The 8,920-nt window shown below is 51.2% G+C and carries 11 protein-coding genes; all 11 read left to right on the top strand.

Annotated elements, in window-relative coordinates; all coding sequences use genetic code 11:
• Nucleotides 1–436, top strand: a 436-nt coding sequence (locus INT19_RS02860; protein ID WP_226924456.1) for a hypothetical protein, incomplete at its 5' end; no start/stop codon positions are given.
• 142 nt (nucleotides 437–578) lie between these two features.
• Nucleotides 579–1,478: a DsbA family protein gene (locus INT19_RS02855; protein ID WP_193054912.1), complete on the top strand. Its 900-nt coding sequence runs from the start codon at nucleotides 579–581 to the stop codon at nucleotides 1,476–1,478.
• A 2-nt stretch (nucleotides 1,479–1,480) separates the two neighbouring features.
• Complete coding sequence (locus INT19_RS02850; RefSeq protein ID WP_192539303.1) at nucleotides 1,481–1,714, top strand: hypothetical protein; 234 nt, start codon at nucleotides 1,481–1,483, stop codon at nucleotides 1,712–1,714.
• A gap of 59 nt (nucleotides 1,715–1,773) precedes the next feature.
• Nucleotides 1,774–2,313, top strand: a complete 540-nt coding sequence (locus tag INT19_RS02845; RefSeq protein ID WP_193059644.1) for a hypothetical protein — start codon at nucleotides 1,774–1,776, stop codon at nucleotides 2,311–2,313.
• Nucleotides 2,314–2,710: 397 nt separating this feature from the next.
• Nucleotides 2,711–3,421 (top strand): M48 family metalloprotease, encoded by a 711-nt coding sequence (locus INT19_RS02840; protein WP_193067736.1) that lies wholly within the window; start codon nucleotides 2,711–2,713, stop codon nucleotides 3,419–3,421.
• 356 nt (nucleotides 3,422–3,777) lie between these two features.
• Nucleotides 3,778–4,407, top strand: a complete 630-nt coding sequence (gene parA / locus INT19_RS02835) for a ParA family partition ATPase (protein WP_192539306.1) — start codon at nucleotides 3,778–3,780, stop codon at nucleotides 4,405–4,407.
• A gap of 82 nt (nucleotides 4,408–4,489) precedes the next feature.
• Nucleotides 4,490–4,717: a plasmid partition protein ParG gene (locus tag INT19_RS02830; RefSeq protein WP_192539307.1), complete on the top strand. Its 228-nt coding sequence runs from the start codon at nucleotides 4,490–4,492 to the stop codon at nucleotides 4,715–4,717.
• An 84-nt stretch (nucleotides 4,718–4,801) separates the two neighbouring features.
• Entirely contained in the window at nucleotides 4,802–5,563 is a 762-nt protein-coding gene (locus INT19_RS02825; protein WP_193054913.1) for a Fic family protein, read from the top strand.
• 55 nt (nucleotides 5,564–5,618) lie between these two features.
• The gene (locus INT19_RS02820; RefSeq protein WP_193059642.1) at nucleotides 5,619–6,647 is read left to right on the top strand and encodes an endonuclease/exonuclease/phosphatase family protein; all 1,029 of its coding nucleotides are present in this window, start codon (nucleotides 5,619–5,621) and stop codon (nucleotides 6,645–6,647) included.
• Nucleotides 6,648–7,310: 663 nt separating this feature from the next.
• A complete protein-coding gene (locus tag INT19_RS02815; protein WP_193059641.1) occupies nucleotides 7,311–8,588 on the top strand; it encodes a hypothetical protein in 1,278 nt (425 codons plus the stop codon).
• Nucleotides 8,589–8,600: 12 nt separating this feature from the next.
• Nucleotides 8,601–8,837 (top strand): hypothetical protein, encoded by a 237-nt coding sequence (locus tag INT19_RS02810; protein ID WP_193059640.1) that lies wholly within the window; start codon nucleotides 8,601–8,603, stop codon nucleotides 8,835–8,837.
• The last annotated feature ends 83 nt before the right edge of the window (nucleotides 8,838–8,920 follow it).

Below are 8,920 nucleotides of genomic sequence, written 5' to 3'. Positions count from 1 at the left end.
TCCCGGCACTAGAAGTACCGGGTATCCCGCGCAAAATCTGATGAGCCGTCAAAACCGTTCTTTGCGCTGTTCACTGAAAGCTATGTCACTTCTACCTCACCGTCTGGTGCGTGCATACCTTGTTGACGACACGCCACATGGGAAGTATCGCCAGGCTGTTTCGGTACAGGGCATTGTGTCTCTTTCCCCGATCATCGGCCTTTTTGTTTTCTTTTTCTGGCGGGCATTTGCGGGTGTCGGTATCGAATGGATCATGCCGTCGATTCTTGCTCTGGCAGTTGGCGGGGTCTTTATGGCCATCTCTACGGCTGGAAGATATGTCAGGAAGGGAGGGATGCGGCGTTTCATTGGCTTGCAGCTATACGCCCTTTTCTGTTGGCTCCTGACGGCCTCTGTCGTGTTTTCTACCCCCTACCTGCTACCTTGGGCCGCCTGATGCCTTCAGGCTCTCACAAAGGCTTACAGCCCCCTTTTTGGGGGTTTTTTGTTTTTGCCTAGAAATCCGGTGTTCCGCTGGCCTGTCTGATCATTTCCTGCGCGTACTCTGCCAAGGTACTTTTCATTCCAGAGGAATACTCATGTCAAAAGCTACATCTTCGGCCACAGGCGACCGTCGCACGATGCACCTTGCGCTTGGCGGTATTATCGGCAGCGGATTGCTGGCAACACTTGCATTCGGTTTGCTGCTGAACGCCCAGACTGAAACGGCTGATCAACTCCAACAGACCAATGCGAAACTGTCTGACCTTGCCGATGCCATCAACACTTCCTCTGGACAGCAAACGCGTAACACTGACCTGGTGGCCGCCGTTGATCAGGTGATGCAGCAGCGAGCGCAGGCCGAGCAAGAGGCACAGCGCCAGGCATTGTTAGAGGGGTATGACAATGCCCCTACCGATTTGGAAGACGATACGCCCTGGACATACGGGGATGCTGACGCTCGCTTCACGCTGTACACCTATTCCGATCCCAACTGCCCGTACTGCCGTCAGTTTCACAATACTCCCAAGCAACTTGTTGATAGCAGTCAGGGCGTGATGAAGGCTCAGTACCATCACATGACGATCATGGATGCCAACTCGACCACCCAAGCATTGGCGAGTGAGTGTGCAGGCCGTCTCGGTGATAATCAGCATTTCTGGGCGCTTAACGACTATATCTACGAGAATCATCAGGTGCGCGAAGCGGGTTTGCTCGATGTAGCTGAAACGATGGGTTTTGATCGTTCAGCGTTTCGTCAGTGTATGCAAAGCAGCGATGTACAACGCCATGTGGCTGTTCTTGGGCGTGAAGCACAATCAGAAGGTGTTACGGGTACGCCGACATCGTTTTTGATCGACAACGAAACGGGAGAGGAAGTCCGTTTGTCTGGGGCGCAGCCGCCAGGAGCCATCATTTCGGCATTAAGGGGCATGATCGAGCAGGAGAGTGCGGAGGCAGGAACAGCCAACGGCCAACCCGCTGAACAGGAAGGTTAATTATGCTCCCCATTTCCCCGATTGCGATTGCCATTGGTGTCGCCCTCTTTCTGGCCAGAACGAACCTGGCAGGCTTGATAGGCGGTGCAGTGCTGGGGATGGCATTGATGCACCTTTGGCCGGAATACTTTATGCCCGTTTATACCTGGGTCGGCGGCTTGTTGGATTCGCTGGGCATTGGGGACTGGCTGGACGCGTCCAATCAGTCTGCTCCCGTGACGCCCGATGCCGAGTAAAACGCCCCATTCACCTAATGACTGACGCCCTTTTGAGGGCGTTTTTTTTGGAGCGGAACATGCTTCCATATCTAGCATTGCCAGCGATGGCACTTGGGCTCGCGCTGACAATTCCGCCTGCCCTGGGAACGGCGAAAACAGTTATCTCCTCCGGCGATACTGTGTCGGATTCGACAAACCACCACAACGTCCAGATCGTCGTGAGCCACGACTGTCAGCGTGCCTGGTGTCCCGATATTAGGGATCGTTTACAGATAGAGGTACAAGCAGCTCATTATCGGCCAGACCGACACCTTGCAACGATCACAGTTGAACCGCTAGAACGACATGGACGTTTTGCCGAGCCCCGACGACGACTCGATGTTTTGACAGCGGGCGGTCAAGGGAATATGCCGCCAGGCGCGCCAGCACCCTGGGTCAATGCCGAGCTTTTGTCGGGTGCCTCATCAGTGAAACCTACAGAATCGACGCATCGTACCCCTTGGCGGACGTTACCAGACTGGATGCCCCCTTCATCGCTTTCACAATGGAAGTCGGCTAACTCGCAAACCTTGATAGACTCAGCAGACAAAAAAACACAAGGATGCTTCCTAGATTAAATAACGCTGTTGAGCATTATATAAACCCTTTGGTTGAAAAAGTGCGTTATGTCATTAGTAAAGAAGGCGATGGCTCATGACATCGTTCTGCAAATGTTCTTATCTTCGGTCTTTACAAGGCATAGCGAATTTTTTATGTGCTTTTTTGCACAACACAGCTTTTTTAGCTGGCTTTATTTTATTGAGTATTTTTAGTGCTTTTTTACCTTTAATAATTCTTTGGGCTGTTTATAGCGTTTTTGCACATATTTCTTCTTGGTTGTTCGCCGCCGGTGTTCGTCCTGCATGGCCAGAGATTGACTGGGTGCCGCTATCCCAAAATACGTTGATTCATCTCGCCCTGGTGATCGCGTGGGGGCTGCTGTGTCTTTTGGTTTGGAATGGGGCGAAGCAAGCGATGAGACACCGCAAACGACAGTTGCAGCGTTTGGCCAAGGGGAGATTGGTTAAGGTATCGGCAGACCATCCTATCGCGCTCTATACACAACGTCTGTGCAAGCAACATCGTATCCGATGCCCACACCTTTGGGCCGCCGAGAATGCCTATGTGGTTGCTTTTGTCGTTGCGCCGCCAATAAGAAAATCTCACTTGGTACTGTCAGCGGGTGTTTTGCAGTTGCCGTCGGACATATTGCGCTGGGTGATCGCTCACGAAGTCGGCCATCTGGTTCATGGGGATGCCCGCCATGTGTTTGCCTGGCAGCGCTTTCTGGACAGCGTGCTTGCTTGGCAGCGCCTACGCTTGAAGGTCGTGAAATGGCTTGTTCGGCTATGTTACTGGATACCGCTAGTAGGCCATCCTCTTTGCCGCTTGTTGGTTGGTTTTGAGCGTCTATTCCAAAATTTGGATAAAGCTGGCAGACAGCTCGGTGGTGCAGCTTACGAGGCGTTGACACTTTGGGCGTCACGGCGTAGTGAATTTCGCGCTGACGCCTTTGCAGCGTCACAGGAAGGTGCAGAGCCAGGCATCGCGCTGTTCAGATCGCTGGCAGCGGCTTCCACGTTTGAGCCTTTGCAGCGGCCTATCTGTCTTCGCACACATCCGACGCACCACGAGCGTGTGAAGGCGCTTAAACGTTTTAACTTAAAACCTCATAACCTCAATTAAGTATTTGTGGTCATGAGGCAAAGCGCTTATGTGTATAAGCTCATAGACTCATACGCTCAATTCATCACAATTTCAGCACCAATAAGACTCCTGAGACCTGATTGGGAGGCCGTCAGCACGATATCCTTGCTACTCCCTATCGCATTGACATATATACTAGCGATAGCAAGCTGATCGTTCACCTTCCATGCGCGTTGAGCTGGTGTATATACGCAAACTCCCCATACCCCCTTCCTTTAAACGTAATGACTCATAACCTCATAACCTCATTCTTTTATTTGAGTTTATGACCATTTGATAAAATCCCCATTTCTTCATAAGCTCAGATAAGGTTCCTACACGATGGCGGAGATACAATGCACGTTATTGCGGTTTTAAATCAGAAAGGCGGTTCGGGTAAGACGACGATTGCAACGCACCTGGCTACTGCGCTGATGATGGCAGGACATGATGTACTGTTGGTTGATTCAGACCCCCAAGGCAGCGCCCGTGATTGGGCAGCGGTTCGTGAGGATCAGCCGGTGCCGGTAGTCGGCATTGACCGTCCAACCATAGGGCGTGATTTGAAAAACCTGGCTCGCAAAGAATTTGTGGTGATTGATGGCGCGCCACAGGCAGCCGATCTGGCAGCGTCTGCCATTAAGGCAGCAGATTTTGTGCTGATTCCGGCACAACCAAGCCCGTACGATATTTGGGCGACAGCTGATCTTGTCGAGTTGGTGAAGCAGCGTATTGAGATCACTGACGGCAAGATGCAAGCGGCGTTTGTTGTCTCCAGGGCGATCAAGGGGACGCGGATAGGGTCGGAAGTCACCAATGCACTTAACGAATATGAGTTGCCGGTGCTTGAGAGTCGGGTTACTCAGCGGGTTATCTACCCCACGACGGCCGCAACAGGTACAACGGTCTTCGACCAAGACCCTGACGGCCCCGCATCTATTGAAATCAACGCATTGATGAACGAGCTGAAAGCAAAGCTCATTTGAGGTTTTGGGGCTTTGATCAATTGAGTTTTTACGTTAATGCGGCAATAATGATTTGAAGTTATGATTTTTTGAGGTTGTTGAGATGACCAAAGGTGTACTTAGTGCTGGACGCCCAAGCGCGAAAGCAGACAAGCGAAAAGAAGCGACGTTAGCGAGCCTGGCAGACAGACCGGCCAAAAAACGGGTCAACATTGATCTGACGTATGAAGAACATCAGCGGTTGAAGATATACGCGGCTCAGAATGGCATGACCATCAAGGATATCCTGCGTGAACAAATTGATAAGTTGATCGACGGCGATCAAGCGTGAAAGTGTTTTTATTCATTGCATCAAAACCTCATTTGAAGAAAAGCCCATCGGGTTTTTTGAGGTTGACTGATCAGGAGAGGGCGGATGTCTGACAGGTTCTCACGACTTGATCGGCTTAAAGAGCAGCTGGATCAGTATCGACCGCTGCCTCATGCCGTTGTCCGCAACCTACATGAATCGCTGGTTTTGCAATGGACTTACCATAGCAACGCCATCGAAGGGAATACGCTCACGCTCAAGGAAACCAAGGTCGCTCTTGAAGGTATTACGGTGGGTGGAAAAACCCTGCGAGAGCACTTTGAGGTTATTAACCATCGAGAAGCGATTTGGATGGTTGAAGACTGGGTTAAGCAGCGTGAGCCTCTATCCGAATGGTTGATCAAATCGCTGCACCAGCTGGTACTCAAAAACGTCGACGATCAGAATGCCGGAGCGTATCGCCAGGTCAATGTCATGATATCAGGTGCCGAGCACCGGCCACCTGAAGCCTACAGGGTTCCTCAGGCGATGAGCGATTTTCTTCATTGGTATCATCAAGAGGCTGGCACTTTGCACCCCATTGAGCGAGCTGCCCGTTTGCATGGTGAGTTCGTCAAGGTTCACCCTTTCGTTGATGGGAATGGGCGGACATCGCGGCTTCTGATGAATTTCGAGCTGATGAAAGCAGGGTTCCCTGCCGCTCTGATCAAGGTAGAGCAGCGGTTGGCTTACTACGAAGCACTGGATACTGCCCATTGCACCGGCAACTACGATCTTTTTGTCGACTTGCTTTGTGACAGCGTGGAAAACAGCTTTGAGCCTTACTGGTGGGCGCTGGGCATTAATAGACAGCCGGACAGCAAATGAGGTTTTGATGATAGTATCAAACAAGGTTTTGAGGTTATCCGCTTTTGGTGCCTTGATGATTTCATCATTGTCTGTCCATGCTGACGTTGCCATCGCAACCTGGAACATTAACCACTTGGGCTGGAACAACGACAAGGACTTAGCGATTTTAGGTGAGATAGGTAACAGTTTCGATTTGCTCGCAGTGCAAGAGGTCATGAGCGAAGATGGCGCTGAAAATTTGCATCTGTCGTTGGAGCAAGCATCAGGTGAACCTTGGGGATACGTGATGAGTCACCTGATCGGGCGCAGTAGCTATAAAGAGGCGTATGCGTTCTTCTGGCGAGAATCAGAGGTGTCAGCATCGGGTGGGGACGCTGTGTTTTTCGACGGTGCGGACGTCTTTGCACGGGAGCCGTATTCAGCGCTGTTTACTGATCGAGATACCAGTGAGACATTTGCCATTGCCAACGTGCATATTCTATATGGCGATAGTGTTCGTGACCGGCTGCCTGAGATTGAGGGGTTGGCTGATTACTGGCAGTGGTTAGGTGAAGAAGCCTATCCTGGTGTGCCTCGCATACTGGCAGGGGACTTCAACCTCGACAGCGAGCACCTTGGCTTTGACACGCTTGAACTTTTGGGTGTTGAAGCGGCATACGAGGATGGCAGAGGCACAACGATCAGCACGACAGAGGACAGGTATCCGAATCACTACGATCACATGTTCCTGCAGGAAGGCACGTCTTTGTCAGTAACCGACCAAGGTATTCTGAGATTCCCTGAGCGCTGGGGAATCAATCATGAAGTTGCCCGTGATGCGATCTCTGATCATGTGCCTGTATGGATTGCCTTGAACGGCGCGTCTTTGCGCTTACCCGATGATGCGACAGTCGTGGCATCTTCCAAGACAAATACCTGCATTGATATCAATTCAGCGCCAGCGGATGAATTAAACGATCTGCCCCATGTCGGCGAGAGCAGGGCAACAGCGATTGTTGATGGTCGGCCTTGGTCGTCACTTGATACGCTTGTTGCCGTCAGTGGCTTGAGCGATGGCCGCGTAGAGGACATTTCTTCTTCAGGGTTGGCCTGCGATCTCTAAAGGATATATGGAAAGGATAAAAGGACAAAAGGGAAGAAGGAGGCTCAAAAATATCTATTTCAGACAGTTGTTTAGCGATCAAAGCTGTCCACTCCGTACATAGAAACCTGTTCACTCCATACATAGAAACCTGTCCGAGTCGTACATAGAAACCTGTCTGCTCCGTACATAGAAAGGGGGCTCTGGCCTTACTGCCCTGGGCAATCCGTACAGAGCGTACATAGAAAACCTGTTCACTGCGTACATAGAAACGTGTACAGACCGTACATACAAAACCCTGAAATACCTCAAACCCGTCCAGAGCGTACATAGAATGGCAGCTTTTTTTCACTGGGTTATCCCCAAAATCTGTGGATAACTCAGAAGATTTACAGATCGTACATAGAAACGTGTACAGATCGTACATAGAACCCGATGGTTTGCTCTGGAGGCTCCAATCAGAAAGAGGCTATGTCCACGCGAGAGGCTTCACGCTGCAGAATGTGTACAGATCGTACATAGAATATACAGGTGTTCTCACGTTAGAAACCTGTACAGAGGGTACATAGAAGCAGGGTGCGACAAAAAAAGTGCAGAATGTGTACAGAGCGTACATAGAAGGAGCGGCTTCGCTTCGCTACACTCAGTTCCATAAAGCCGTACTCACCGAATCAGAGAAAGGACATGGCACAGCATCCTCGCACGGACTGGGAGAAGGTCACTAGCGACCTGCGCAGATCAAAAACAAGCAAAGCCGATCAATCGGACTCACCGCCGACGAACCTGTCACTCGATCTTGATTCGATCATGCCGGAAAGTGGGCAGGCTGAAGACGTTGCCAATGTACCGGCACTCAAGCTGGCCGAGCCGGATGTTCTGCCTGACGCAGCACTGACGCCTGAAGGGCAGTCTCTTCGTGATTTCCAGTCGACGCTGACAAACACGCCGGAAGAACGCGCCAATGCGTCCAACCTGATGCAGTTTTGGGAGCGCATACCCCGTTACAATTGCAGCGATATCCAAGGGATCAATAACAGCCCTGACGCGAAGGAAATGGGGATCGTCAACTATTCGTTTGAAGACAGCGGCGAGCATTACACCCTTGAGATGACACCGGCACAAATTCGGACAGAAGCCAACGGCGTTCAGCAGACCATCTTTTGCTACCCCGATAATACCGATGAGCTTGTGGAGCTGGCGCTGGTCAAGCTGGCAATGAATAACGGCGATATCCTTCAACCGGCGGACATATCCCATAAACCTGCGAAGGGCAATGCCGCATTGCCGAGTTACGGGGTGCATTTCACGATTAACCAGCTGATGCAACAGCTCAAGCATTGGGGGAGGGGGCGTAGCTACCCAGCCCTGATGCGTTCTTTGGAAGTATTGAACAAGTGCAATCTGTCTGTTCGCTCGACCTCGAAAGGGGGAATCAATGCGCGAGGGGCGATTCTGCCTGAGCTTGTGTCATTTGAGCAGAATGGGTTTGATGCTCATGATCGAAACGGTTTCTGGACGGCAAGGTTTCACCCCATTATCAGCCTGGGTATTCATGCGGGCCTGTATCAGCAGTACAACGTGTTTCGTGTTGCACAAGTCAAAACGCATGTCGGTCATGCCATCATCAAGTTGTTGTTGCTCAACGGCCGTAACATCTCTGAGCAGACACCTTACTCGCTCAAACTGTCGTCCTTACAGGAGACGACAGGGCTTCTGAATTACAAGAGCCCGTATCATGCGCGCCGCAAGTTCCGTGAGCATATACAAAGGATCGAGGCAGAGGGGCTGCTTTCGCACGTTGAGTTTGTCGAGAAGAAGCGAGGCAAGCGCGTCATTGATGTGGAAGCGCGTATGTTTGCTTCAGCGTCTCTAGTCCGAGAGATGAAGGCGTCACACAAGCGCTCGAATATCATCGGTGAGCGTCGTTACGTTCGAGCCGCCATCCAGAAAACGAAGGGTTAAGGAGTAGCCGTGATGCAAGATGAGCCGAACCTGGTCGATAGCCCGCTCAATGAAACAGTGGAAGCGGAAGGCCATGCATTCACGGTGAGCATCTACCGTTTGGAAGCAGAGACAACCTGGACTCTGGAAGTGGTTAATGAGGCAGGTACATCTTTTGTGTGGGACAAGACGTTTGAGACTGACGCTCAAGCGCTAAGTGAAGCAAAGCAGAGCCTCAAGGATGAAGGCGTAGAGGCTTTTTTGGGTTGAAGGTAAGTGCCTAACTGAAAGTTTTCGTGCATAATGTACGTAGGATAACTGACACGGACGGAACCATGGCAAGGCGCTTCGTT

The organism is Halomonas sp. 3A7M, from assembly GCF_014897875.1.
Taxonomy (GTDB): Bacteria; Pseudomonadota; Gammaproteobacteria; order Pseudomonadales; family Halomonadaceae; genus Vreelandella.
Note: the sequence above shows the minus strand (reverse complement) of the source record. Positions and strands in the feature narration are given on the sequence as shown.

What these genes read in the sequence shown, in the direction of transcription:
- INT19_RS02815 (WP_193059641.1), top strand. Translation starts at nt 7,311, where the DNA reads ATGGCACAGCATCCTCGCACGGACTGGGAGAAGGTCACTAGCGACCTG.
- INT19_RS02830 (WP_192539307.1), top strand. Translation starts at nt 4,490, where the DNA reads ATGACCAAAGGTGTACTTAGTGCTGGACGCCCAAGCGCGAAAGCAGAC.
- parA (WP_192539306.1), top strand. Translation starts at nt 3,778, where the DNA reads ATGCACGTTATTGCGGTTTTAAATCAGAAAGGCGGTTCGGGTAAGACG.
- INT19_RS02850 (WP_192539303.1), top strand. Translation starts at nt 1,481, where the DNA reads ATGCTCCCCATTTCCCCGATTGCGATTGCCATTGGTGTCGCCCTCTTT.
- INT19_RS02820 (WP_193059642.1), top strand. Translation starts at nt 5,619, where the DNA reads ATGATTTCATCATTGTCTGTCCATGCTGACGTTGCCATCGCAACCTGG.
- INT19_RS02855 (WP_193054912.1), top strand. Translation starts at nt 579, where the DNA reads ATGTCAAAAGCTACATCTTCGGCCACAGGCGACCGTCGCACGATGCAC.
- INT19_RS02840 (WP_193067736.1), top strand. Translation starts at nt 2,711, where the DNA reads ATGAGACACCGCAAACGACAGTTGCAGCGTTTGGCCAAGGGGAGATTG.
- INT19_RS02810 (WP_193059640.1), top strand. Translation starts at nt 8,601, where the DNA reads ATGCAAGATGAGCCGAACCTGGTCGATAGCCCGCTCAATGAAACAGTG.
- INT19_RS02845 (WP_193059644.1), top strand. Translation starts at nt 1,774, where the DNA reads ATGCTTCCATATCTAGCATTGCCAGCGATGGCACTTGGGCTCGCGCTG.
- INT19_RS02825 (WP_193054913.1), top strand. Translation starts at nt 4,802, where the DNA reads ATGTCTGACAGGTTCTCACGACTTGATCGGCTTAAAGAGCAGCTGGAT.